At 65.2% G+C, this 23,601-nt stretch carries 20 protein-coding genes and 1 pseudogene; 11 read left to right on the top strand and 10 right to left on the bottom strand.

Features of this window, described 5'->3' with window-relative positions; genetic code table 11:
* Window positions 1-61: 61 nt before the first annotated feature.
* The 4 genes from ACT53M_RS18835 to ACT53M_RS18820 all read right to left on the bottom strand — a co-directional run bounded on the left by ACT53M_RS18835 (window position 62) and on the right by ACT53M_RS18820 (window position 5,096).
* Window positions 62-1,441: an efflux transporter outer membrane subunit gene (locus ACT53M_RS18835; RefSeq protein WP_476235374.1), complete on the bottom strand. Its 1,380-nt coding sequence runs from the start codon at window positions 1,439-1,441 to the stop codon at window positions 62-64.
* Window positions 1,438-2,610, bottom strand: a complete 1,173-nt coding sequence (locus tag ACT53M_RS18830) for an HlyD family secretion protein (protein WP_476235372.1) — start codon at window positions 2,608-2,610, stop codon at window positions 1,438-1,440. Before ACT53M_RS18830 ends, ACT53M_RS18835 begins: the two co-directional genes overlap by 4 nt.
* A complete protein-coding gene (locus tag ACT53M_RS18825; protein ID WP_476235370.1) occupies window positions 2,607-4,268 on the bottom strand; it encodes an MFS transporter in 1,662 nt (553 codons plus the stop codon). The genes ACT53M_RS18830 and ACT53M_RS18825 overlap by 4 nt, the downstream gene beginning before the upstream one ends.
* A 246-nt stretch (window positions 4,269-4,514) precedes the next feature.
* The gene (locus ACT53M_RS18820) at window positions 4,515-5,096 is read right to left on the bottom strand and encodes a DUF4142 domain-containing protein (protein ID WP_476235368.1); all 582 of its coding nucleotides are present in this window, start codon (window positions 5,094-5,096) and stop codon (window positions 4,515-4,517) included.
* A 533-nt stretch (window positions 5,097-5,629) separates the two neighbouring features.
* On the opposite strand from ACT53M_RS18820, the gene ACT53M_RS18815 reads away from it, so the two are divergent.
* Entirely contained in the window at window positions 5,630-6,124 is a 495-nt protein-coding gene (locus ACT53M_RS18815) for a Ros/MucR family transcriptional regulator (RefSeq protein WP_476235367.1), read from the top strand.
* Window positions 6,125-6,160: 36 nt separating this feature from the next.
* Here ACT53M_RS18815 and ACT53M_RS18810 read toward each other — a convergent pair whose 3' ends face one another.
* Window positions 6,161-7,174, bottom strand: a complete 1,014-nt coding sequence (locus tag ACT53M_RS18810) for a phosphatase PAP2 family protein (protein WP_476235366.1) — start codon at window positions 7,172-7,174, stop codon at window positions 6,161-6,163.
* A 224-nt stretch (window positions 7,175-7,398) separates the two neighbouring features.
* A complete protein-coding gene (locus ACT53M_RS18805) occupies window positions 7,399-7,677 on the bottom strand; it encodes a metal/formaldehyde-sensitive transcriptional repressor (protein ID WP_476235365.1) in 279 nt (92 codons plus the stop codon).
* A 263-nt stretch (window positions 7,678-7,940) separates the two neighbouring features.
* Here ACT53M_RS18805 and ACT53M_RS18800 point away from each other — a divergent pair, with 263 nt between their 5' ends.
* The 5 genes from ACT53M_RS18800 (at window position 7,941) to ACT53M_RS18780 (ending at window position 13,500) form a co-directional block, all read left to right on the top strand.
* On the top strand, window positions 7,941-9,284 hold the full coding sequence (locus tag ACT53M_RS18800; protein WP_476235363.1) for a carbohydrate porin: 1,344 nt from the start codon (window positions 7,941-7,943) through the stop codon (window positions 9,282-9,284).
* A 209-nt stretch (window positions 9,285-9,493) separates the two neighbouring features.
* A complete protein-coding gene (locus ACT53M_RS18795; RefSeq protein WP_476235362.1) occupies window positions 9,494-10,441 on the top strand; it encodes an SGNH/GDSL hydrolase family protein in 948 nt (315 codons plus the stop codon).
* Window positions 10,438-11,727: a GDSL-type esterase/lipase family protein gene (locus ACT53M_RS18790; RefSeq protein ID WP_476235360.1), complete on the top strand. Its 1,290-nt coding sequence runs from the start codon at window positions 10,438-10,440 to the stop codon at window positions 11,725-11,727. The genes ACT53M_RS18795 and ACT53M_RS18790 overlap by 4 nt, the downstream gene beginning before the upstream one ends.
* A gap of 5 nt (window positions 11,728-11,732) precedes the next feature.
* Window positions 11,733-13,136, top strand: a complete 1,404-nt coding sequence (locus ACT53M_RS18785) for an MBOAT family O-acyltransferase (protein ID WP_476235359.1) — start codon at window positions 11,733-11,735, stop codon at window positions 13,134-13,136.
* A 10-nt stretch (window positions 13,137-13,146) separates the two neighbouring features.
* Window positions 13,147-13,500 (top strand): hypothetical protein, encoded by a 354-nt coding sequence (locus ACT53M_RS18780; RefSeq protein ID WP_476235357.1) that lies wholly within the window; start codon window positions 13,147-13,149, stop codon window positions 13,498-13,500.
* Between the two features lie 7 nt (window positions 13,501-13,507).
* On the opposite strand, the gene ACT53M_RS18775 is transcribed toward ACT53M_RS18780, so the two are convergent.
* Entirely contained in the window at window positions 13,508-13,951 is a 444-nt protein-coding gene (locus ACT53M_RS18775) for a cell wall hydrolase (RefSeq protein WP_476235356.1), read from the bottom strand.
* 728 nt (window positions 13,952-14,679) lie between these two features.
* Between ACT53M_RS18775 and ACT53M_RS18770 the strand changes: the two genes are divergently transcribed.
* Window positions 14,680-15,570, top strand: a complete 891-nt coding sequence (locus ACT53M_RS18770; RefSeq protein ID WP_476235354.1) for an aspartyl protease family protein — start codon at window positions 14,680-14,682, stop codon at window positions 15,568-15,570.
* 147 nt (window positions 15,571-15,717) lie between these two features.
* The gene (locus ACT53M_RS18765) at window positions 15,718-16,368 is read left to right on the top strand and encodes a hypothetical protein (protein WP_476235353.1); all 651 of its coding nucleotides are present in this window, start codon (window positions 15,718-15,720) and stop codon (window positions 16,366-16,368) included.
* Window positions 16,369-16,389: 21 nt separating this feature from the next.
* Here ACT53M_RS18765 and ACT53M_RS18760 read toward each other — a convergent pair whose 3' ends face one another.
* A complete protein-coding gene (locus ACT53M_RS18760; protein ID WP_476235352.1) occupies window positions 16,390-17,289 on the bottom strand; it encodes a LysR substrate-binding domain-containing protein in 900 nt (299 codons plus the stop codon).
* Between the two features lie 193 nt (window positions 17,290-17,482).
* Between ACT53M_RS18760 and ACT53M_RS18755 the strand changes: the two genes are divergently transcribed.
* From ACT53M_RS18755 to ACT53M_RS18745, 3 genes are read left to right on the top strand one after another with little or no spacing between them, the layout of a single operon-like run.
* Window positions 17,483-20,668, top strand: a complete 3,186-nt coding sequence (locus ACT53M_RS18755; protein WP_476235351.1) for an efflux RND transporter permease subunit — start codon at window positions 17,483-17,485, stop codon at window positions 20,666-20,668.
* Entirely contained in the window at window positions 20,661-21,881 is a 1,221-nt protein-coding gene (locus tag ACT53M_RS18750; protein WP_476235349.1) for an efflux RND transporter periplasmic adaptor subunit, read from the top strand. Before ACT53M_RS18755 ends, ACT53M_RS18750 begins: the two co-directional genes overlap by 8 nt.
* Window positions 21,871-23,277, top strand: a complete 1,407-nt coding sequence (locus ACT53M_RS18745) for an efflux transporter outer membrane subunit (protein WP_476235348.1) — start codon at window positions 21,871-21,873, stop codon at window positions 23,275-23,277. Before ACT53M_RS18750 ends, ACT53M_RS18745 begins: the two co-directional genes overlap by 11 nt.
* Here the strand turns inward: ACT53M_RS18745 and ACT53M_RS18740 are convergent.
* On the bottom strand, window positions 23,267-23,437 hold the full coding sequence (locus ACT53M_RS18740) for a hypothetical protein (protein WP_476235346.1): 171 nt from the start codon (window positions 23,435-23,437) through the stop codon (window positions 23,267-23,269). The two genes, ACT53M_RS18745 and ACT53M_RS18740, sit on opposite strands and share 11 nt — an antisense overlap.
* A 78-nt stretch (window positions 23,438-23,515) precedes the next feature.
* A pseudogene (locus tag ACT53M_RS18735) lies at window positions 23,516-23,601 on the bottom strand (IS5 family transposase); the annotation flags it as partial.

Raw genomic sequence — 23,601 nt, 5'->3', positions numbered from 1 at the left:
CCGAGGCATTACTCTCTCATACACGCATAGGTTATACCGCTGCGAAATTTAGGCAATTCTGTCAGCCGCTCGCGCCAACTCCCGGCCAGCCGCCCCCCATCGCCTGATATAGCGCCACCAGCGCCGTGAGCTGATCTGCCTGCACCTGCGCGAGGCTCTGCTCGACAGCGAACAGCGTTCGCTGCGCGTCGAGTTGCTCCAGATAGGTGGTATAGCCGGCGCGATAGCGATTGGTCGCATGACGCAGCGTTTCCGCCGCGGCCGCCCGCTGCGCCTCCAGATGCACGCGCTGCACACGGAGCCGGTCCACGGCGGAGAGCTCATCCTCCACTTCGCGGAAGGCCGTCAGCACCGTGCGACGATAGGCGAATGCCGCCTGGTCGCGGCGCGCCGTCGCGGTTTCGACACCGGCGCGTAGCCGCCCGCCTTCGAAAAGGGGCGCAAGCACGCTGGCGCCCACCGACCACAAGGTTACCGGGTCGGCGAGAATATCGGCAGTAACAACGCCCGCCGATCCGGCGAGCTGGATGGTCGGCAGGAAGCGCGCACGCGATGCCGCCAGCGTACTGTCCGACGCCGCCAGACTATATTCCGCCTGGGCGATGTCAGGCCGCCTTCGCAGCAGGTCCGAAGGCAGGCCCGCAGGTACCGGCGGCGGCTGCAACGCATCCAGCGCACTGCCACGGGCGATGCTGCCAGGCGCCTCGCCCGCCAGCAGGCTCAGTGCATGTTCCTGCCGGGCGATGGCCAGCTCGATCTGGGGGAGCAGTTGCGCTGCGGCTTCATACTCGCCCTCGGCCTGGCGCAGCTCCAGCTGCGAGGTGTAGCCCGCCTGCGCCCGCGACCGGGCAAGCCGCAGCGCCTCCGCGCGTGAAGCAATCGTCGCGCGGGTCAGCGCCGCGCGCGCATCGAGACCACGCAGCGTGATATAGCCGCTCGCGGTTGCCGCGGCGACCGACAGGCGGGCAGCATCGCGCGCTGCCTCGGCCGACAGGGTGCCGGCCCGCGCAGCCTCGATCTGATTATCGGCACGACCGAACAGGTCGAGTTCGTAGCTCGTCTGAAAAACAGGCTGGACCGCAGTGGCATTCACGCCGGTGCCGAACGCACTCAGCGTCCGCGAGCGCCCGACCTGCCCGCCAAGGTCCAGCGTGGGGAACAGCTGGGAGCGCGCCAGTCTTTCCTGTGCCCGCGCCTCGCGCACCCGCGCCGCCGCGATCGGAATGTCGGGATTGTTCGCCAGCGCCCGCTCGACCAGCGTAGTCAGCGCCGGATCGCCGAAGCGCTGCCACCAGCCCTGTTCGATTGCCGCCTCGCCGGGCAACTGCGTGCGCCAGGCAAGCGGCGGCGTGACCGCCGCCTCCGCCGGGCGGCCGGTCTTTGGCGGCAGACCGCAGCCGGCCAGAAGCAGCAGCGGCAGCGCGGCAATCGCCGCCTTCACCGCCGCGCCTCCGGATGCGGGCCGCCATGGGTATCGACCTTGGCTTCAACGGACATGCCGGGCCGGAGGCGTGCGATCAACGGATCGTCCGGGGCGATCGCGATCCGTATCGATATGCGCTGCGCCACCTTCACGAAATTGCCGGTGGCGTTGTCGGGGCGGATCACGGTGAATTCATTGCCTGCGGCAGGCGCAAGTTGCTCCACCCAGCCTTTCAGGCGCGCGCCGCCCAGCGCGTCGACCCGGATCGTCGCGGGCTGGCCCGGCGCCATATGTGCGGTTTGCGCTTCCTTGAAATTGGCAATCACCCACACGCTCGGCGGCACAAGGAAGGTGAGCTGCGTGCCCGCCGTCACATATTGGCCCAGCCGCACGCCCACTTCGCCCAGCCGCCCGTCGCTGGGCGCGCGAATGATGGTGTTGTCGAGATCGATTTCCGCCAGCCGCAGCGCCGCCTGCGCATTGGCCACGGCAGCCTCCTGCCCGCCGCGCCCGACCTGCACGGTGCGCACCTGCTCCCGCGCAACGGCCTGTTGCGCCTGGACCTGCCCAACGGCGGCCTCAGCCTGGCGGAGCGCCGCCAGCGTCTGGTCGCGTTCGCGCAGCGATACCGAGCCTTCGGCCACCAGATCATTGACCCGACGCATGTCAGCCCGCGCGCGCGCAAGCTGCGCCTGCGCGCTGAGCAACGCAGCCGACTGGCCCCGCACGCCCGCCTCACTCGACCGCCTGCTCTGCTGGACATTGGCCAGGCTTGCCTGTTGCGCGGCGAGGTTGGCACGGGCCTGTTCGACACGCTGGCGATAGATGCGATCGTCGATACGGGCGAGCACCTGCCCCGCCTTCACCTGCTCATAGTCGCGGACCAGCACCTGCGTCACATAGCCGCTCACCTGCGGCGCGATAATCGTGGTGCGCCCCCGAACATAGGCGTTGTCGGTCGCCTGTATCTCGCTGGCGAACGGCGGCAGGCCCCAGGAATAGAGCACCAGCAGCACGCCCAACAGCAAAATGGCAAGAAACCCGAAGATCGCCCGCGTGCTGCCGCGCGGCGGCGCCCAGCCGCGCGGCGGAGTCGCCGCATTTGCGGCGCTGTCACCGGGCGTTTCCGTTTCAATCGGCTCTTGCAAGCGCGCATTCTGCGAGGGCGGAGGAGAAGTGTCGTTCATGATTGCGGTCTCATCCGTTGCAGGGCGGCAAGGTCTTCGGCGAAGGGATCGACACCGCGGATCTTCAGGCGGATCCACCGCCCGCCCAGCCACGATACCGTCAACAGCGACAATGCCATGACGAGCAGGAACACGTCGTTATAGGCAAGAATGTTGGCTTCGCGTGTCACCTGCTGCGCGAGAAGCGCACCGCCTTCCGCCTGGCGCAGCGCGGGATCGCCGAGCACGCGACCATAGGCACCGCCCAGCGCCTGCATCCGCCCGGTGACAAGCGGGTCGACAGGCACCAGCGCCTGGGTGAGCACGAAGGAATGATATTTCTCGCGAATGATCTGGAAGCTGCCGAGCAGCGCCGACCCAGCCAGTCCGCCAACCGTCTGGCTGATCGAAAACAGCGCGGAAAAGCTGATGATGTGACTGAACCCCTTGGCGAGCGCACGCACCACCCCGGCCATGACGATCGGCCCGAACGAGTAGAGCGCGGCAAATGCGATCAGTGCTTGGCTGACATACAGCTGTTCAGGTCGGGTGACGTTGGTGGTGTGCGAATCCATCCACGCCGCCACGCCGATCAGCAACGCAGAGATCACCCCCGGCATCAGAAGATCGGTGGGCCGTACCGTCAACACTCCCACCAGCAGCCCGGCGGCTGAGGCAAGGAAGACGATGACGTTGAGCGTGATCATCTGGTCGTTCGTCATGCCCAGGACGGTCATCAGGCCATAGACGCCATAGCTCTGCTCGGACAGGACAATGCGCAGCACGATCGCGATAATAACGAAGCGTACGACATTGCGACTGCGCATCCATCGCGTGTTGAGCAGCGGGTTGGCGCGGTAATGCTCGACGAGCAAGCACCCGCCGATCAGCGGGATCGAGGCTGCGAGCGCATAGCCCAGCCATTCGGTCGACCACCAGACGATTCGTCCCTGCACGAGAACGGCGCAGAGGAGCGCGACGCCCGGGGCCAGCAGCCCGATCGACACGAAATCCAGCGGCTCCAGCGCATCCATCCGCTCGCTCGGCGGCAGGCGCAGCAACGACACGGCGGCGAAACATATCAGCGTCAGCCCGGCCTCGAACCGGAAGAGATTCTCGACCTGGCCTTCGTAGAGCAGCACCGGTGTGACGATACGCGACAAGGGCGGCGCGAGCTGCGCCACGCCGAAGCCGATCACCATTGCCCCCAGCCGCTTCGATGCCGGCAACGACTGCATTACATAATAAAGCGCGAGCGTGGTGAGGGCACTGCCCACCAGACCGCTGGCGCCGCGCACGATCAGTTCGGTCACGAAATCGTGGACGAACATCTGCACGACCGTCAGCACGACATAGCTGAGCAGATAGACCCGCATGAACCGCTGCAGCCCGAAATGCTGGCGGAACCGGATCATCAGCGCGCTCATGCATACGCTGGTCATTGAAAAAATGGCCGTCAGCCAGCCGCCCTCGACCGGGGTAAGGCCCAGCGCGCCCTGGATTTGTGGCAAGGCGGCGGTGAGCAAGGCGGTATTGAGACCACCCGTGAGGCCCAGCAAAATGCCGATGCCGAAATAGGCGAGACGCCGTCTGGTGGGGTGCGCAGGCGTGGCCGGCGAACCCGGAATGATCGATCGCTCACTTGGGGCGAATTGATAGTCGTCGCCGGTAGCGGCCACTAGCAAGCTCCTTATGCGACGCGTGCGATTTACCCCCTATCAGGAGGAATAGTGGCCAAACAGTGCCAGTCCCGGATAATCGCGGGCCGACGCCGAACGCAAGTCCGTATTGGCGCAGGCGAGTATTGCCGCTGCTTTCGCTTTCATAATGGTCGCAACCATCATCGCCGCAACTGATCCCGCCGATGGATAAAAAAGGGACGCCCTTGGGGCGCCCCTAAATTCCCCGGGGGTGGGAAATGCGGATCAGGGGTCGGGCATCGCCTGCAACCGGTCGAGATGCTGCTGCACGACGGGCACTGCTGCCGAGGCAGCGGCACGAAGCGGCGCGGAATTGCCGCTTTCGGCATAGTTTCTGTGCAGGGCCAGCGCCGTCTGATGCGCGCTGCGCTGCTGACGGATATAGGCGCGGTCAAACGCCGCGCCCGAGAGCGGGCCAAGCGCCTCGATCATTTGCTGCTGCTGCGGCTCGAGGGCGGGCGGCGGTGGCGTGATCCCGGCGGACTGGGCTGCTCGCGTCACCGCCTGCGTGGTGCGCATATGGTTGTCAATCATCATCTGCGCAAAGTCGCGCACGGCGCCCGATGCAGCCTTTTGCTGCGCCAGCCGCGAACTTTCGATTTCGTACAGATCGCTGGCGCCTGCGTGCATCACATAGCTGCGGTCGCCAGCCGTCGCCTTGCCGCTTCCTGAAGGTTGCTGCTGCGCGGTTGTTCCCGCCCCTGGCGTTCCGGTTGCCTGAACATTACCGTGCGCGGCGAGCGAGCCTGCGCCCAGCGCCACTATGCCGCAACCCGCGGCGATCATGCTCCATTGGATCCTGTGCACAATTGCCTCCTTCACCAGAGACAATGCGAACGACGCGTGATCGGATTCCTATCCCCGAGACTCCACATTTATTTGATAAACATGTGTTATTTTTCTCGCGCAGGCCAAAACCGGGTTCCGTTCGCGACGGACAAATCGGTGGTTTCCGCATCTGCGTATCGCGAGAAAACGCCAGGGCTATCGGGCAATGATCCGGAGGTTGCACCGTACCAGCCCGATACAAGCGGGCATCGCTGGTTTCGAGAACCAGACACTTGAAAATCTTGATTAACTCGTCGATAACTTTTCAATGATCCTACAGCGGAACGCGGACGGTGCTTGTCTTCCCTCCGCCACGTCATTTGCGTGCGCCAACCCGAAGTGCGACCGGCGAGTGCAAGAGATGTACGAAATAACCGCTTAAAGAATTTAAATTACCCGAAACGATAGTTTCGATTACACGTTGGTTGCATCAACGATTACACTCCGCAAATGGACGGACCGGGGGATATAAGCTATTATTGCGTACATTTTGTTCGAGAAAGGCAGAAAACATGACTGATGAGGGTATGGTGAGCCCGGTGGAGCTAGCAACCGAAGTGACGGTGGCTTGGCTTTCAAATCCCAATAATCGGGTCCATATGGACGATGTGCCAGCCTTCATTCGCACGGTACATGCGACCTTGGCTGAGCTGCTTGGCAGCGACGCGGGCGCTTCGGATCAACAAACGTCTCCGGAAAATACCGAAACTTTCACGCCTGCAGTCAGCGTACGTAAGTCGCTTGCCTCGCGCGATTACATTCTCTCGATGATCGACGGCAAACCTTATCGCACGCTGCGGCGCCATCTGGCGGCGCATGGACTAACGCCCGAAGCATATCGCGAGCGCTACAACTTGAAGTCGGACTATCCGATGGTGGCCGAAGGCTATTCGGAGCAGCGCAGCGCCCTGGCCAAGAGCCTGGGTCTGGGCCGCAAGCCCGCCAATGCCAATGCGGAAAGCGGCGGCGAAGAAGGCGCAAAGCCGCGCCGGGCGCGCAACGGCTGATGCCGGGACGGCCGGGCCCTCGGGCCCGGCCGATGCTCAGGCGCGGTAGGGGGGCGGCGCGTCGCCGAACCGCGCGACCAGTACGGACGCGAGATACAGCGCGACCAGTGCCACGCCTGCGCCCATGATCAGGTCGATCAGATAGTGCGTGCCCTCTACGGGCGTAGCGAGAATCATCGCGGCGGTAATCCCGATCAGCGGCCAGCGCAAAGGACCGCAGCGCCAGGCTGCCGCGCAATAGAGGGTTGCCGAGGCGGCGTGGAAGCTCGGCGCCGACACCAAACCGCGCAACTGGCCGAGATCGACAACGCGCGCACCATGGCTGCGCAGCGCCGGGATCAGCTCCGGCTGCCACAATTCGCTCACCGGCATATAGGGGATCGGCCCCTTCCACAGCAGCGCGAACGGGCCAATCGCAGCCATGCGGCTGAACAGCGCCAGCGTAAGCACCGCTGCAATCCAGAACGCAGCGAGGAACCGGTGCGCCTCGCGCCGCTGGCCCGTGCAGGCGAACCAGCCGAGCAACGCGGCGGGCGTCAGGAAAATGCTTTGATAGGCGGCCATGCCAAGCAGTTGCAGCGAGCGGTGCTCCGCCACCAACCGGTACCAGGCCAGCCAGTCGAAATGCAGCGCCTCGTCGATCCGCTGCAGCGTCGCATCCGCATAGCCGTCACTCAGTGCCGCGACAGGATAGCTGGTGGTAGCGCCGATCAGTGCTATCGTGATGAAAAGCATGTAATATTCCGTGCAGTCGGCAAGCGCGAGGCTCCAGCGCCGACCATCGCGCGCACAGACGATGCGCAACAAGGGCGCCAGCATCAGCGCGCAATAATAGGGAATATTGCTCCGGCTGAACGGATCGATCGACAACCCCACCGCCCATAGCAAGGCCGCGCAACTGATCACGCTGCCGATTACCACGCACCGGACTATCGCCGGGCCAAAGCCGGTGCGGGCGCTGGAGCTGGCCTCCGAACCTACAAAATCGGCCAGTTCGGGCGAAGTGGAGATGGCGAAAGAGGGTGCAGGGTCGATCAACGGCAAACTCACGGGACGTAGCGAGCAAATTCAGGCACGCACGCCGCCGGGAAACCTGCCCGGCTATCCACCGCGAAATCAACAAAGCGGGGACGACAATTGCGCGCCATGCCGGAACCTAGCCCGAACCATGACGCCTGCATAGCCCATCCTGCGACAGGATGAGATAACCCATAATGTCATTGTGTGTCCGGTAGCGCAGCCATGTTTCACTAGCATGACGCAGCCACGAAAATTCAGGTGAGATAGCTGTGCACGATCGCCACCAGCTCCTCCGCCGCCTGCGCGCGGGGATCGGCCGGTTCGGCAACAGAATCGACCATATGTTCGCGGATATGATCCTCGATCACTTCGGCAATGAAGCCGTTGAGCGCGCCGCGACAGGCAATCGCCTGCTGCAGCACGCGGGCGCATTCAGCATCGGCATCGACCGCACGCTCGACCGCCTCGATCTGCCCGCGCAGTCTTTTCAGACGGTTGAGCAGCTTCTGCTTTTCTTTTGCCACATGCCCCATCGTCCGGCCTTCTTTCCGCTTGAAATGGATACCCCCCGGGGGTATGGGCCGCGCCGTCGTAACACGCAACCCCGATCAAAGAGTGATGCCGAGCCCATCCCCCTCCCATAGCGGCGAAGGAGACAGTCGAAGCGCGGCTTCGACTTCACACCACGCACAGACCAACGCGGCCGGGAATCGGTCGTCGCACGCGGGATCGGAAGCGATCCGCTAGCGACGGAGATCAGGGCCGCGCCTATCGCCAGCCCTGAAGGAATTGACCGTTGCTCCACCTGTTCCGCCCGTTCGCATTCCCCGCCCTCGCCCTCGCCGCGCTACCGGCGTACGCCCAGACAGATGCTGGTCCCGCCGATGTACCCGCAGCGAGCGCCGGGCAGACATGGGCCATCCACGCCCAGGCCACCTTCGTTGCGCAAGGCACCGGCAGCTTCGCATCGCCCTATAGCGGCACCAACAGCCTGGCGCCCGATCAGGTGAAGGAAACCTTCGACGCCACGCTATATGCCGGCGTGCGCCCCTGGTCGGGCGCGGAATTGTGGATCAATCCCGAAGTCGACCAGGGCTTCGGCTTGTCGAATACGCTGGGTGCCGCCGGCTTCCCCAGCGCCGAAGCCTATAAGGTCGGCAAGTCGCACCCCTATGTGCGCCTGCAGCGCCTGTTCTTTCGCCAGACGATCGGGCTGGGCGGCGAGCATGTGAAGGTCGACGCTGCCGCGAACCAGCTTGCCGGCACTACCCGGGCAGACCGGCTGGTGCTGACGCTTGGCAAGATCGGTGTCGGCGACATTTTCGACACCAATCGCTATGCCCATGATCCGCGCGGCGATTTCCTCAACTGGTCGGCGGTCGATGTCGGCAGCTTCGACTATGCCGCCGATGCCTGGGGCTATACCACCGGCGCTGCCGCCGAATGGTATCAGGGCGCGTGGACGCTGCGCGCCGGCGCGTTCAACCTTTCCCGGATTCCCAATGGCGAAACGCTGGAGCGCGATTTCAGTCAGTATCAGATCGACGTGGAAGTCGAGCATCGCCACCAGCTCGCCGGCCACCCCGGCGCGGTGCGGATCACGGCGTTCCGCAACCGCGGCAAGTTCGGCCGGTTCGACGATGCGCTGGCGCTGGCCACCGCCACCGGCACCACGCCGGACACCGCGCTGGTCCGCCGCCGGATGAGCCGGCTGGGCATGTCCGCAAATGCCGAGCAGGAAGTTACCGGCAGCTTCGGCCTGTTCGCCCGCGCCGGCTTTGCCGACGGGTCGGTCGAACCCTATGACTTCACGGACATTGACCGCACCGTCCAGCTGGGGGGCGCGCTGAAGGGGAAAGGCTGGGGCCGGGCCGACGACACGATCGGCATCGCCGCGATCGTCAACGGCATTTCGAGCGTCCACCAGCGCTATCTCGACGCCGGGGGCATCGGCGTGCTGGTGGGCGACGGGCGCCTGCCCCACCCCGGCGACGAACAGATCGCCGAAGTCTATTACAACTGGCAGCCGATGAAGGGCGTGCAGATCACGCTGGACTATCAGCACCTGACCAACCCCGGCTACAACCGCGACCGCGGCCCCGCCAACCTGTTCGCCATCCGCCTCCACGGCGGGTTCTGAACAAGCACGCCGAACTTCGCCGCGCAGAAGCTTTTCTGCGCATTCGCTCTCGACTTTCCACACGCAGGGTTCCAAATCGGGATGGCAGGAAGGCTGGTCGCGCCGGCGCCGACCATCCCGAAACAAGAAGTATGGAAGCGCGCCGCCCGTCGCACGGGATGCAGTGACGGTGCCGCTGCAACTCTGTAGCTGGAATGACGGAACCGAGCGTGAAACTGCTATTCCCCCAAGACGAAGCGGATGCACGAGGCGACGGCGGCGGCACCTCTTCTCCCGCCGAGAAAGCAACCGGCCGCACCGTTGCTGCAAAAGCGGGGTTTGTGCTCGATCGCAGTGCGGTGCTGGTGGTGGGGTTCGTCGCCGGTATTGCCGTCGGCCTTTCCTTCGATCTCCATCGCTCGGCGCCGCCCACACCGCCGATCGCCACCGCTGCCCCGCTTGCAACCGCTACGCCCGCAATCGGCGAGCCGGTGCTCGATCCGCGCGCGGTGGCGCGGGTGGCGCAGAGCGGGACGGTGCGCGTGGGGGTGTTCGGCGACAGCTTCGGCGTAGGCCTGTGGGAAGCGCTCGACCATCAGCTCCCCCGCGAGGCAGGGTTCCAGGTGCTGCGCTTCGCCAAGGAAGCGACCGGTTTCACGCAATATCATCGCCTTAATCTCGAAGCACGGGCGCGCGAACAGCTTGCCGCCGATCCGGTCGACGTGGCGGTGATCTGCTTCGGCGCGAACGACGCGGTTCCCTTTTACGATTCGGGCCATGAGCAGCCCTTGCTCAGCGATGGCTGGAAACGGGTGATCGGCGAGCGGATCGATCGCTTCGTCGCGACCGCGCGTTCGACCGGGGCGACGGTCTATTGGGTCGGCCTCCCCGCCATGCGCGATCCGCAGCTCGATGCCTCTATCCAGGCGATGAACGCCTTTTATGCAGAGCATATGCGCCGGCTGAATATCCCCTTCATCGAAACGCGGACAAGGTCGGTGGACGAACAGGGGCGCTATACCGCCTATATGCCGGACCCGAAGACCGGCGCGCGGCGGCTGATCCGGACCAATGACGGCGTGCACATGATCGGCATCGGCTATCAGCGCCTGACCGAAGGCCTTGCGGCGCAGATCGAGACGCTGGCGCAAAGACTCCGCAAGGCGGCCCAGCGATGATCCCGGCGCTGTTCGCGGCGATGGCGTTGCAGGCGGCCGCGCCGGCGATCCCGTCAGACTGCACCCAGGCGCTGTGCGATAGCGAGCGGCTCGCGCCGGTTTTCGAGAAGCTGGCAACCGCCCGCAAGACGGGCCGCATCGTGCGCATCGTCCAGATCGGCGACAGCCACACCGCCGCCGATCAGGTTACGGGTAGCTGGCGAACGCTGCTGCAGGCGCGGTTCGGACGCGCCGGACGCGGCGCGCTGCCGCCCGGTCGCCCCTATGCCGGCTATCTGACGCGCGACATCACCGCCACGCAGTCGGGACCATGGACGACGAGCGGGATCTTCGGTGCCGCCTGGCGACCCGATGCCGGCATTCCCATCGGACTAAGCAGCTACAGCCTGACCACCGCCCTGGCCGGTGCCGAAATGGGGCTGCGCGCCGATCGCCCTGACCAGAGCTTCGACCGCTTCACCGTTTGCGCACTCACCGGCCCGGGCGCAGGCGCCGTGGCGCTGTCGATCGGAAACGAGCAGCGCAACTGGTCGCTCGCCGCGCCGGTGCCGGGCAGCGACTGCACCACGGTCGCAACCCCGGTTGCCGCCACCAATGCGGGGCTGGTGGTAACGCAAGGACCGGTGACGATCACCTCCTGGTCGACCGAAGCCAGTCGAACCGGCGGCGTGACGCTGTCGAACCTCGGCACCGTCGGCGCCCAGCTGATCCATTTCGACCGCACCGACGACCGCGTGGTGGCGCGCGAATTGCGCGAATATCGGCCGGACCTGATCGTGATCGCCTTCGGCACCAACGAGGCCTTCTACCCGCGCTTCACCGCGGCCGGCTATGATGCCCAGCTGCTCGCCAGCCTGTCCCGCATCCAGCGGCTGGCGCCCGGCGTGCCGATCCTGATGATCGGCGCACCGGATTCCTCGACCAAGCTGCCTTCGCTGCAAGTGAACGCCGAGGGCGTATCCCCGCCCTGCCCCGCCGCAGGCCCGGCCGACATGGCCGGTGCATGGCGCCCCACCGCTGCGCTGGCGTTGGTACAGGCCATCCAGCGCCGGCGCGCCCATCAGCTCGGCATCGCCTATTGGGACTGGTCGATGCGAATGGGCGGACGGTGCACCGCCAATGACTGGGCATCGCGTCAGCCGCCGATGATGCGCGGCGACCATGTGCATTTCACCACTGCTGGCGCCGCCGAGATTGCCCGCCGGCTGGAAGCGGATCTGGAAGCCGCCATGGCACAGCCCGCCACCCGACCCTATGGCACTTCCACCCCGCAGACGATCCGTTGATCTGAATGCAATTCCCGACGTTGAGCTTCGCCCTGTTCTTCCTGTTCGTCTATGCCGTTGCATGGGCGCTGAACGGCGCGAACGAGTGGCGCAAGATCGCCCTGCTGATGGCGAGCTGGTTCTTCTATGGCGCATGGGACGGCCGCTTCGTGCTGCTGTTGTTCCTCTCGGCAAGCGGCAACTGGGCACTGGCGCGTGCCATCGCCGCTACCGCCGGCAGCGGACGCCAGCGCGGCCTCGTCGCGCTGGGCGTGGTGCTGAATCTGGGCGTGCTGGCCTATTTCAAATATGCGGGCTTCTTCCTCGAGCAGCTAGATGCGCTGCTGTTCAGCCTCGGGTTCGGGCGCGACGTACCGCTCATGCAGGTATTCCTTCCGGTCGGCGTGTCGTTCTTCACCTTCCAGGCGGTGTCTTATCTGGTCGACGTGCAGAAGGGGCGGATCGCGCCGGCCGGATGGCTGGACCTGACGCTGCTGATGTCCTTCTTCCCGCATCTGGTTGCCGGTCCCATCGTGCGCGGGTTCGACCTGCTGCCGCAGTTCCGCCGCGCGCCACGGCTCGAGCGCGGCGCCGTAGCAGCCGCGCTGCTGCTGATCCTGTGGGGCATGTTCAAGAAGACGGTGGTAGCGTCAGAACTGGCGACGGCACTCGTAGACCCGGCCTTTCGCGATCCCGCCCACCATAGCAGCTTCGATCTGCTGTTCGGCGCCTATGGTTATGCGGTGCAGATCTATTGCGACTTTTCCGCCTATTCGGACATGGCGATCGGGCTGGCGTTGCTGCTGGGCTATCGCTTCCCCCGCAATTTCGACCAGCCCTATCGCGCAGCCTCGCTGCAGGATTTCTGGCGCCGCTGGCATATCAGCCTGTCGAGCTGGCTGCGCGACTATCTCTACATTCCGCTGGGCGGCAGCCGGAAGGGACGGCTGCGCACCTATCTGAACCTGTTCCTCACCATGGTGCTGGGCGGGCTGTGGCACGGCGCGAACTGGACGTTCGTGCTCTGGGGCACCCTGCAAGGCGGCTGGCTCGCCATCGAACGCGCGCTCGGCCGGCTGGCGCGGGGCCGCGTGGCGATGCCGCGCTGGCTCGGCATTCTCATCACCTTTCATATCGTGGTGCTCGGCTGGATCTTCTTCCGGGCGCCGGGGCTAGACGAGGCGCTGACCTATCTGCGCGGGCTGGGCGCGGGGGATTGGCGCAACACGCTCGTCACGCCGCTTTCGCTGGCTTTGGTGGCACTGGGCCTCGCGATGCACGCGCTGCCGCAGCGGGGATTGCAGCAACTGGCCGAGCGGTTGCGCGGGTGGCCGGCGCCACTGGTGGGGGTGATGCTCGCGCTGGGCCTGCTGCTGGTCGGAGCAATGCAGCCGGAAGGCGTCGCCCCCTTCATCTATTACCAGTTCTGAGGAGAGTTCCGTGACGGTCGGCGCAGAACGGGGCGAAATCGCCGAGGTGGGATCGCCCATGGAAGTTCCACCTGCGCCGGTCGATCATCGCCATCCCTGGCGGTGGACGACGCTGAGCCTCGCGCTGGCGACGCTGCTGCTCGCGCTGGGCGACGGCCCGGCGATGGCCGAATGGGTCGACGATCTTCCCCCCGGCCCGGCCGTCTCCCTATTGCAGCCGCCGGTATCGGCCTGGGCCGGGTTCACCGGCCGCTGGGGGCTCGACATGCCGGCAAAGTGGCTGCGCAGCCAGTGGATGGCAGCGCGCAGGGCCCGGTTCGGGAACGAACAGCCCGGCGAGGCGGGGGCGTCGGACGCCCCCTGACCCAGGATCAGCGATAGAAGACGTGTCCGCCCACCCGAGCGACGCGGGTGCGGTTGGGCATGTCGGAACCGACCGTATGGAAGAACAGCGCGCCGGGCACGACTTCTTCGCCTTCGCCCTTCAGCGTGGCGGTCGCGACCGCGACGGCGCCCTGCCAGCGATCGTCGCTGCGTTCGGGATGGTAGGAATCGACATCGAAGAACTGGCCCGGCTGCTTCACCACGGCGCAGGCGCTGCGGGCAAAACGACCGTCTTCCATGCGGGTGCGGATCACCTGGGCAACGGCCATCTGCCCCTTGAGCGACTGGTTGCCGGCTTCATGAATGATGACCTTGGCGACGCAGGCGACGTCCCTGGGGTCCGGGCGATTGCGGTCAAGGGCAGACTCCGCCGCCGGCGCTGACACAGCAGGTTGCGCCTCGACCGGTACATCCTGTCTGGGCGGAGCCACCGCAACCTTCAGGGGGCTCGCAGCCGATACTTTCATGCTCGTCGTTCCGCCGAGCGCAATCGGCAACAGACAAAGAACCACCGGGAGACGTTTGATCATTCCTGCTTATCTTCTGTGCGCGGGGGCGCCCTGCGCATAGAAGAAATGCAAGCAGGTAGAGACACGCCGGGTGACCCCCACGTCTCGCCTCCACGCACGACCGCGCCGCCAAGCGGCTCCGGACGACTTCGTGGCAGACTGAACGAGCGCGGGCCCGTAGCACCGATCGTTGCCCACGTCAAAAATGTCACCTGCAACGCTGCGGCGGAAGCGCGCAATCACAGCGAATCAGGCTGCCCCACAAATCGGCCCCACACACGGCAAGGAGGGACTATCGAGCTGGAATATGAAGGAAACTGGCTGGGGCGGGAGGATTCGAACCTCCGAATGACGGTACCAAAAATCGAAACCACACCATCCCAACAATCCGAAAGCCACAGATTTCTGCGGCTTTCGGCAGTATGCCATCTTGAATTTCGAGGGCCAAGAGAAATGGGATACAAATCGGGATACAACGGGCGGCGACACCCAATGGCCCAGTCGAATGGAACGCTCACCACCCAGGTGCCAGTCATCGGCGATATGTGACAACCGCCCACAAGAAAAATTGGCCACCTAGGATAGGCTGAAGGTTGCAATTGCTTACTCGATGGCACTTACCAGAGCGCTCTCGTGTCCAGGGTCACGTCATGCGCTTCATTCTCTTTCTGGTCGTCTTTCTCGCGATCGGCGCGCCCTGCTTCGCACAAGAGGTAAACTGGGCCTCCCGGGATTCAACGTGGACGGTTGAGCCGAGCCAACTGGCAAACTGGATGCCGCTGGTGCCAAACAAGATGGGCGTCCTCGTCATTAATATCACGCTGAATGGAAAACCCGGAAAGACGATCATCGACACAGGAACAAATTGGATAATTGTACCCTCATCGAGAATTGCTGTCGAAGGTAGCAAGGTAGAAGTTAATACTGGTAGCGGTAGCGTGTTAGGGGGCGTCGGGAAGGTTCAGGAGATGAACATTGGCGCGCTTGTTATAAAGAATGAGCGCGTTGCAGTCGCCGACCTGTCCCTGCCCAAGACGCGCATCGACAGTGGAATCGATGTGGTGCTTGGTTCCGCGGTTTTCGAGCGGCTTGCGATAGAGGTCGATCAAGGGGCCGAGCGAATCCGGCTTATTGATCCGCGCCATATACCGAAGTCGTTCGTGACCCAGCCTATCCAGTATGACCAGCGATCGGGCTCTGTAACCACCAAAATTATCCTGTGTGGGACGCGCTCATTTTCGGCGCAGCTCGACACAGGATATACTGGAACGCTGCTCGACACCGGGGCCGTTGATCTCACGCCGCCTTGCGGGCACGAGATCGGTTCTCAGAAAGTGGAGTCTGGATCCGGAGTTTCCGGTTTTGCTCAAATATCGGTGGGTTCCTTTGAAGTTTTTGGCCTGATTTTAAGAAACATCACCGTCTCCCATAACTCCAGCAAAAAGGATTCCATGCCATTGCTGGGGCTTGCAGCAATACCCTATCGCCACTTCATTCTCGATATTCCAGATCACTGCATTTACGGGTTCCCGTCAGGGTGAAGGGTTGAGGCGCTGTGCCGCAACTCAACGGCGACCATCGTCCGATGGGGGCCGCCCTGTCCGGCGACCATCGCAGCGCTCTACCCGGACGATCCGGAATGCGCCGAGCTGGCGAGAATCGAATGGGCGTTGGCGGCGGCGTTCACAATGCCCGACGTCGCCCCCCTCTGCGTGGAAGCTCTCAGCGCGGTGGAATGGGAAACCGCGTGCTTTGCCTTCGCGCCCAACCTGACGCTGCTGCCCGTCGTCACCAACGCCGCCGCCTTGTGGCAGTCCCTCGCTGCGGAAACCGCGCCACCTGCCCCCCAGCGACTGCCGGCGCCGGGTGCCGTTCTTCTCTGGCGCGACGGCTTCACCCCCAGCTTCCGGACGATCGAGCAAGCGGAGGCCAAGGCGATCCTCCAGTTGGAGGCGGGCATGCCCTTCGGTGCGCTATGCGCGGTGCTGGCAACCGAACACGGCGAAGCGGCGAGCGCCGCCATCGTCGGCACCTGGCTGGGCTGGGCAACTGGTTTCGCGACGGCCTCATCGCTGCGATCCTCTGATCGCCAGCAACAGCGGGCGCGTCATCTGTACCTGCGCACCATCCAAAACGGAACCGCACACGATGTTGCTTGCTGCCCTGCCTGCTGCCGCGCCGGTGCCCGCTGCGCCCGTACCGCCCTCCACCATGGCGACGACCGGCTTCGACAAAACTTCCCCCGACGACCTCCCGTTCACCGACTTTGCAGCCAGGCCGATCTTTTTAGCCAATCGACGGCCCAACTACCGGAAGCACTCGCGCCACAGCGAAACTAAAAAGATGCTTTGCACCATCCCTCAATTCCCGCGCGCAGCCTCCTGTTCGATCACCGCGCGAAAGGCGTGGGCGGTCGGGGAGAGGTCGGTGCGGTGGATCATCCACAACCTGCTGGTCACCGGAGCCTCCAGCCGGCGATAGACCAGCGTGTCCAGATGCAGCCGCTCGAGCGAGCGCGCCAGGATAGTCGCGCCGAACCCCGCCGACACCAGGCCCAGCAGAGTCGCAAAGCTGGTCGCTTGGTGGGCGATGCGCGGCTGGAAGCCCGCCTGGTCGCAGAGCGCGAAGAAATGCTCGTTGAAACCTGCACCCATCGCGGGCGCGTACAGCACGAGCGGCACATCCGCGAGATCGGCGATGGCAGGCGCTCGGGCGCGCGTCGCCAGCGGATGGTCGGCCCGGAGCGCCAGCAGCATGTCTTCGTTGATCAGGCAGCGAGAGACCATGCCGGCAGGGAGGCACGGCATCGTCGACCCGCGAATCAGCCCGATATCGAGCTCACCATCCTCCACTCGCGCGATCTGCTCGTCGCGCCCCTGCTCCTGCAGCAGCAGTTCGACTTCGGGATAGGTCTCGCGAAAGCGATAGAGCGCGCTGGCGACGACCTGCACGAACGGCCCCGAGGGCGTGAAGCCCAGCGCCAGATGGCCGATCTGGCCGCGTTGTGCCCGGCGTGCGGTGAGCGCGGCATGCTCGGCCTGCGCCAGCGTCTGGCGTGCCTCGGGCGCGAACAGCATCCCCGCCTCGGTCAATCGGACGCGACGGCTGGTACGATCGAACAGCCGCACCCCCAGTTCGTCTTCCAGCGCACGGATCTGTTGGCTGAGCGGTGGCTGGGAAATCCCGAGCCGCCGCGCCGCCCTGCCAAAATGCATTTCCTCGGCGACACAGAGGAAATAGCGCAGGTGCCGCAGGTCCATCCGATCGATTGCTCCTGACTATCAATCGAACCGTATTATATATTAGACGCGAAACGACCAAGGGGCCATCTGCATCCCCGCGAGGATATGTGCCCCGAGCGAGCTCCGCGCTCCGCTCGTCCAGATGGCAACGGCCGCGCCCAGGAGAGAGATACACAATAATGCGCGTCCGCGCGCCGGTACGAGGTCGTGAATGATCGGAATTGTCAGGGTTGCGCTCCACAGGCCGCTGACCTTCATCGTAATGGCCATCCTGATCGCCATCGTCGGCGTGCTGTCGGCGGTACGCACCCCCGTCGACATCTTCCCCAACATCCGCATTCCGGTCATCGCCGTTGCGTGGAGCTATTCGGGCCTGCCGCCCAAGGACATGGCAGACCGGGTCATCACGCCCTATGAGCGCGTGCTGACCACCACCGTCAATGACATCGACCATATCGAAAGCCAGTCGCTGCAGGGCATTGGCGTGGTGAAGATCTACTTCCAGCCGGGCGCCGACATCCGTACCGCCACCGCACAGGTGACGTCGGTGTCGCAGACCATCCTGCGCCAGTTGCCGCCAGGCACCACGCCGCCACTGATCCTGAACTATTCGGCCTCGACCGTGCCGATTCTGCAGCTGGCGCTGTCGGGCAAGGGGCTTTCCGAACAGCAACTGTTCGACATGGGCCAGAACCAGATCCGCCCCCAGCTCGTCACCGTCCCCGGCCTCGCCATGCCCTATCCGTCGGGCGGCAAGCAGCGCCAGGTACAGATCGACCTGAACCCGCAGGCGCTGCAATCGAAGGGCCTTTCGGCGCAGGACATCGGCAACGCCATCGCCGCGCAGAACCAGATCAATCCCGCCGGCTTCGTGAAGATCGGGCCGACCCAGTATAATGTCCAGCTCAACAACGCGCCCGACACCATCGCCGCGCTGAACGACCTGCCGGTTAAGGTCGTCAACGGCGCCACCATCTATATGCGCGACGTGGCGCACGTCCGCGACGGCAGCGGCCCGCAGCAGAATGTCGTGCACGTCGAAGGCAGCCGATCGGTGCTGCTCACCGTGCTGAAGAACGGCGCGACCTCGACTCTGGCGATCGTCAACGGCGTCAAGGAGAAGCTACCCGCAATCGCCGCGACGCTACCCGACACGCTGAAGATCCTGCCGGTGGGCGACCAATCGATGTTCGTGAAGGGCGCCGTGATCGGCGTGGTACAGGAAGGCGCGATCGCGGCAGCGCTGACCAGCCTGATGATCCTGCTCTTCCTGGGTTCGTGGCGCTCGACCGTTATCATCGCGCTGTCGATTCCGCTGGCGGTGCTGGCGGCAGTGGCCGCGCTTGCCCTGTTCGGTCAAACCCTGAACGTGATGACGCTGGGCGGCCTTGCCCTGGCAGTCGGCATTCTCGTCGACGATGCGACCGTCACCATCGAGAACATCAACTGGCACCTCGAACAGGGCAAGGGCGTTATTCAGGCAATCCTCGACGGCGCCGCCCAGATCGTGACGCCCGCCTTCGTATCGCTCCTGTGCATTTGCATCGTGTTCGTGCCGATGTTCTTCCTGCCCGGCGTAGCCGGCTTTCTGTTCGTGCCGATGGCGCTGTCGGTCGTGTTTGCGATGGTCGCGTCCTTCATCCTGTCGCGCACGCTGGTGCCGACCATGGCCATGTATCTGCTGAAGCCGCACGCGCCCGGCGAGGACGAGCATATGGCCGGCTCGCCCGGTTCGCGTAACCCGTTCGTGCGGTTCCAGCGCGGCTTCGAGGCACGGTTCGAACACATCCGGCTCGGCTATGCGGGGCTGCTCCAGCGGGCACTCGCCGCGCGCGGGCCGTTCCTCATCGGCTTCATGGCGGTGGTGCTGCTGTCCTTCGCGCTGGTGCCGATGCTCGGGCGCAACTTCTTCCCCAGCGTCGATTCGGGCCAGATCGCACTCCATGTGCGCGTGCCGGTCGGTTCACGGATCGAAGACACGTCGGCGCGCTTCCAGCGGATCACCCAGGCGGTGCGCGAACTGGCGCCTGCCGGGCAGATCGCGGCGGTGGCAGACAATATCGGCCTGCCGGTCAGCTCGATCAACACAGTCTATAACAACAGCGGCACCATCGGCCCGCAGGACGGCGACATCCTGATCACGCTGACCAAGGAGCATGCGCCGACCGACCAGATCATCGCGACGCTGCGCCGCGAACTGCCGCGCCGTTTCCCCGGCACAAGCTTTGCCTTCCTGCCAGCGGACATCACCAGCCAGATCCTGAACTTCGGAGCGCCGGCCCCGATCGACATCCAGATCGCGGGCAAGGATCCGGCGGCAACCCGCGCATATGCCCAGAAGCTGCTGGCGAAGATCGCCGTCGTTCCAGGCCTTGCCGATGCACGCATCCAGCAGCCCGAGCGCTCGCCCGAGCTGGAAGTGGACGTCAACCGCTCGCGCATCGGCCAATATGGTCTTACCGAGCGCGACGTGACGAACAGCCTGTCGAGTTCGCTGGCGGGCACATCCCAGTCGGCGCCGGTCTTCTTCGTCGATCCGAAATCGGGTGTCTCCTATCCGGTGGTTGCGCAGGCCCCCGAATATCTGGTGGGCTCGATGGATGATCTCGCTAATGTGCCCGTGTCGGGCTCGGGGCCGCCCCAGCCGCTGGGGGGCCTGGCCGATATTCGCCGCGCCAACGCGCTTCCCGTTGTGTCGCACTATAACATTCAGCCGGTGCTGGATATCTATGCGACTACCGAAGGCCGCGATCTGGGTGCGGTGACGGACGACGTCCAGCACGCGATCGCATCGCTGAATTCGGAACTGCCCAAGGGCGCGACGGTCACGATTCGCGGCCAATATGCAACGATGAACACGGCCTTTGCCGGGCTGGGCTTCGGCCTGCTGGGCGCGATCGTGCTGATCTATCTGCTGATCGTGGTCAATTTCCAGAGCTGGGTCGACCCGTTCGTCATCATTACGGCCCTGCCCGCCGCGCTCGCCGGCATTGTGTGGATGCTGTTCAGCACCGGCACGACCCTGTCGGTACCCGCGCTGACCGGGGCGATCATGTGCATGGGCGTCGCTACCGCCAATGCTATTCTGGTCGTCAGCTTCGCCCGCGAACAGCTTGCCGAACTGGGCGATTCGACCCAGGCGGCGCTCAGCGCCGGGCTGGTCCGCTTCCGCCCGGTACTGATGACCGCGCTGGCGATGATCATCGGCATGGCGCCGATGGCGCTGGGCCTCGGCGACGGCGGCGAGCAGAACGCGCCGCTGGGCCGGGCTGTCATCGGCGGCCTGATCTGCGCCACCATCGCAACCCTGTTTTTCGTCCCCACCGTCTTCGCGCTCGTGCACCGCAAGCGCGCAGCCGCATCCCCATCCATGGAATTGCAGCAAAGCCATGTCTGATCTTTCCGATATCAAGACCCTGTCTGCTCAGGCAGAGGCCGCCGCGCCCAGCCGTGCCACGATGAAGAAGCTGGGCATCGGCGTCGCCGCAGTCGCACTGGCGGTGGTGGCGATCGGCACCACGTCACGGATGCATGCCACAAAGGCGCTCAACAGCACGGCGGCCGAGGCGGCGATGCCGTCGGTCGCGGTGGTCCACCCGGCGCCGGTCAATGGCGGCGACGCGCTGGTGCTGCCGGGCACGGTCCAGGCGCTCAACAGCGCCGCAATCTATGCCCGCACCAACGGCTATGTACGCCAGTGGCTGGCGGATATCGGCGACCATGTCCGCGCCGGCCAGACGCTGGCCATTCTCGATGCGCCAGAAGTCGATCAGCAGCTTGCCCAGGCCCGCGCTGATTATCAGACCGCGCTCGCCAATCAGCGACTTGCCGACTCAACGGCCCGCCGCTGGTCGACGATGCTCCAGAAGGATGCCGTGTCGCGACAGGAAGCCGACGAGAAGTCGGGCGACCTCGCCGCCAAGTCGGCGCTCGCCAACGCCTCGCTCGCCAATGTCCGCAGGCTGCAGGCGCTGCGGGGCTTTACCGAACTCCATGCACCGTTCAGCGGCGTGGTCACCAGCCGGGCAGCACAGATCGGGCAGCTCGTCGTGGCGGGCAATGCGTCCTCCCAGCCGCTGTTCACGGTGTCGGACGTGCGCCGGATGCGGATCTATGTCCGTGTGCCGCAGGGTTTTTCCGCCCGGGTCTATCCGGGGATGCGTGCCAGCCTGTCGCTGCCGGAATATCCGCAGCGAACCTTCCCGGCGACGCTGGTGCGCAGTGCACAGGCAGTCGATGCGCAATCGGGCGCCGTGCTGGTCGAACTCCAGGCCGACAATCCCGACGGCGCACTGAAGCCGGGCGCCTTCACCCAGGTGTCCTTCGCGGTTGGCGGCGGATCGGGCGCCAAGGCATCGGGCGGGACATTGTCGCTGCCGGGCAGCGCAATCCTCTATGGCAACGACGGGCCGAGCGTCGCAACGGTCGACGCCAAGGGTGTGGTGATGCTGAAGCCGGTGACGATCGGCAGCGACCAGGGCAAGACCGTGTCGATCTCGCGCGGCGTTGGCGTCGGCGACGTCGTGATCGATTCGCCGCCCGATGCGATCCGCACCGGCGATCATGTCCGCATCCAGACGGTTGGCGGGAAGAGCGCACATGCGGGCTAAGCGGTTCCTCGCGGGGGGCTTCGCCGCCCTGCTCGCGGGATGTTCAATGGCACCCGCCTATCATCCCCCCGTCACACCGGCCCCGGCCGCGTTCAAGGAAGCGCCCCCGACCGGCTGGACGGCAGCCACGCCGCTCGACAGCCAGCCGCGCGGCGCCTGGTGGCAGGCCTATGGCGACCCGGTGCTCGACGAGCTGGAAGCGCGCGCCGAACGCGCCAGCCCCACGCTGGCGGCTGCACTTGCCCGATACGACGCGGCGCAGGCCGAGGCGCGGATCGGGCAGGCAGACCTGTTCCCCCAGCTCTCGCTGGCCGGACAGGACGGCCGCCAGCGCGTCTCCGCCGGGCGCCCGCTAAGCCAGGGCAGCCCGGTCACCTATGACAATGCCATGGTCGGCGGCACGCTGTCCTACGAAGTCGATCTTTGGGGACGGGTTCGCGACAGCGTCAAGGCGGCGCGCGCCGATGCTGCTGCAAGCGCCGGCGACCTCGCCTCGGCGCGGCTGAGCCTGCAGGCCAGCGTGGCCGATGCCTATGCACGGCTGCGCGGGCTGGACGACGAGGCCGAACTGCTGCGCCGCTCGGTCGCCGCATTCGACCGCGCCTATCAACTGACCGTAACACGCCATGACGGCGGCATCGGTTCTGGCATGGACGTGAACCGCGCGCGCACCGTGCTGGCCAATGCCCGCGCAGAAATATCGGCGATCGCCAACCAGCGAGCTGCGACCGAGCACGAGCTGGCGGCACTGGTCGGCGCCTTGGCTTCAGACTTCGCGGTAGCGCCGCGCGTCGGACCGCTGCACGCCCCTGCCCTGCCCGTCGCGACACCGTCCGAACTGCTGCAGCGCCGTCCGGACATCGCCGCCGCCGAACGCAGGCTGCAGGCGGCCAATGCGCGGATCGGCGTGGCGCGGGCCGCGTTCTTCCCGTCGCTGTCGCTGGGCCTGTCGGGCGGCTGGCAAACCACGCATGGCGCGCTGCTCACCACGCCCAACAGCTTCTGGGGCCTGGGACCACTCGCCAGCCTCGTCACCCTGTTCGACGGCGGACGACGCCATGCCGGGCTGCGGCTGTCACGCGCGCAATATGACGCGCTCGCCGCCGACTATCGCACCACCGTGATCGGCGCCTTCCGTCAGGTCGAGGATGCCCTCGCCGCCAGCCGCAATCTCGCCGCGCAGGTGGTCGAGCAGCGGGATGCAGCGGATGCCGCCGCGCGCACCAGCGATCTGGCGCTGACACGCTATCACGACGGCGCGTCCGACTATCTGGAGGTCGTGACGGCCCAGACTGGCGCCCTTGACGCGGAACGTGCGCTGATTTCCGTGGAGACTGACCAGATGCGCGCCAGCATCGCCCTTGTCCGCGCCCTCGGCGGCCCGCCTACGAGCTGAAGACCGAGCTTCTTCCGAGCCACAAACGGCGCACGCCGCGCAGGTGACGGACACGAAAAAACAGGCGCCGGCATGGAAGTGCCGGCGCCTGTTTTTGTTTTTTATTTCCTCGATTGTACGAATCGAGCGAGAGCACCGGTTTTGCCAGCTCTTCGCCCACAAAAGCCTCCCTTTTGCTATCAGCGTGCAATAAAAGCAGATGTCTGAATTTTGCGGTACTCGGGTCAGGGCTCGTTGATTACAGCCGGAAGAAGACGGTTGCGGGGAGTGCGATGGCGGAGAAGAAAGCCGTAGGGCAGCGGTCGTAGCGGGTGGCGACGCGGC

This window comes from Sphingomonas sp. DMC6, assembly GCF_056314225.1.
The sequence above is the reverse complement of the archived record's forward strand: the minus strand, read 5'-3'. Positions and strand labels throughout refer to the sequence as shown.

Coding starts and splice junctions, on each gene's coding strand:
- ACT53M_RS18765 (WP_476235353.1), top strand. CDS start 15,718: ATGCCCGACGTCGCCCCCCTCTGCGTGGAAGCTCTCAGCGCGGTGGAA.
- ACT53M_RS18770 (WP_476235354.1), top strand. CDS start 14,680: ATGCGCTTCATTCTCTTTCTGGTCGTCTTTCTCGCGATCGGCGCGCCC.
- ACT53M_RS18745 (WP_476235348.1), top strand. CDS start 21,871: ATGCGGGCTAAGCGGTTCCTCGCGGGGGGCTTCGCCGCCCTGCTCGCG.
- ACT53M_RS18755 (WP_476235351.1), top strand. CDS start 17,483: ATGATCGGAATTGTCAGGGTTGCGCTCCACAGGCCGCTGACCTTCATC.
- ACT53M_RS18830 (WP_476235372.1), bottom strand. CDS start 2,610: ATGAACGACACTTCTCCTCCGCCCTCGCAGAATGCGCGCTTGCAAGAG.
- ACT53M_RS18790 (WP_476235360.1), top strand. CDS start 10,438: ATGATCCCGGCGCTGTTCGCGGCGATGGCGTTGCAGGCGGCCGCGCCG.
- ACT53M_RS18815 (WP_476235367.1), top strand. CDS start 5,630: ATGACTGATGAGGGTATGGTGAGCCCGGTGGAGCTAGCAACCGAAGTG.
- ACT53M_RS18785 (WP_476235359.1), top strand. CDS start 11,733: ATGCAATTCCCGACGTTGAGCTTCGCCCTGTTCTTCCTGTTCGTCTAT.
- ACT53M_RS18750 (WP_476235349.1), top strand. CDS start 20,661: ATGTCTGATCTTTCCGATATCAAGACCCTGTCTGCTCAGGCAGAGGCC.
- ACT53M_RS18760 (WP_476235352.1), bottom strand. CDS start 17,289: ATGGACCTGCGGCACCTGCGCTATTTCCTCTGTGTCGCCGAGGAAATG.
- ACT53M_RS18805 (WP_476235365.1), bottom strand. CDS start 7,677: ATGGGGCATGTGGCAAAAGAAAAGCAGAAGCTGCTCAACCGTCTGAAA.